This is a genomic window from Vibrio sp. 811 (assembly GCF_033339195.1).
On the sequence record NZ_JAWOUB010000775.1, the window covers coordinates 1 to 556 of the forward strand.

1 pseudogene is annotated in these 556 nt (G+C 48.0%); it reads right to left on the reverse strand.

What is annotated here, in order from left to right:
* A pseudogene (locus tag R7Q46_RS29330) lies at window positions 1-556 on the reverse strand (tetratricopeptide repeat protein); the annotation flags it as partial.

Here is a 556-nt window from a genome sequence, read left to right on the forward strand (position 1 = left end):
TATGCTGAGTCGCAAATTCGTCTACCCACGCTTGGAATTTTTCAAACATGACTTCGGCAGAGGCGTCGCGGTCTGCGTTAGGTTCGATGTAGAGTAAGTTTGCATCCGAGAAGTGGTACAAACGTGCCGGTTTTTCGATGCGCTCTCCTAGGTATTCTCCGAATGCGCGTTCTAATTCCACGCCCGCCTTGTAACCATTTTGAACGTACATGCTGCGTAAGAACGGTAGGTCGATCATCACAAAACGTAGTCGGTCGTTGAGCGGTTCATGGATAAGTTCACCCATTTGCCACTGTTCAAAAGTGTCACGCGATTTTTTCAGTGAGCGAGACAACTTCACGTTCAGCATGCGCAGATTACGTAAGCGAGAGCGGGAATGGGTAAAGAGGTCGTTACGAAGTTTTTCGATTTCACCCGCTTGGCGCTGCATGATCACGCCGCGGCGCATAATGAACAAAAACATAACCAGAACGGTGATGAATAGGGCAAAGGAAATTTTCTGGAACTTACGATGTTCCATTTCCACCTGCTCTAGACGCTCTGATTGACCGACATA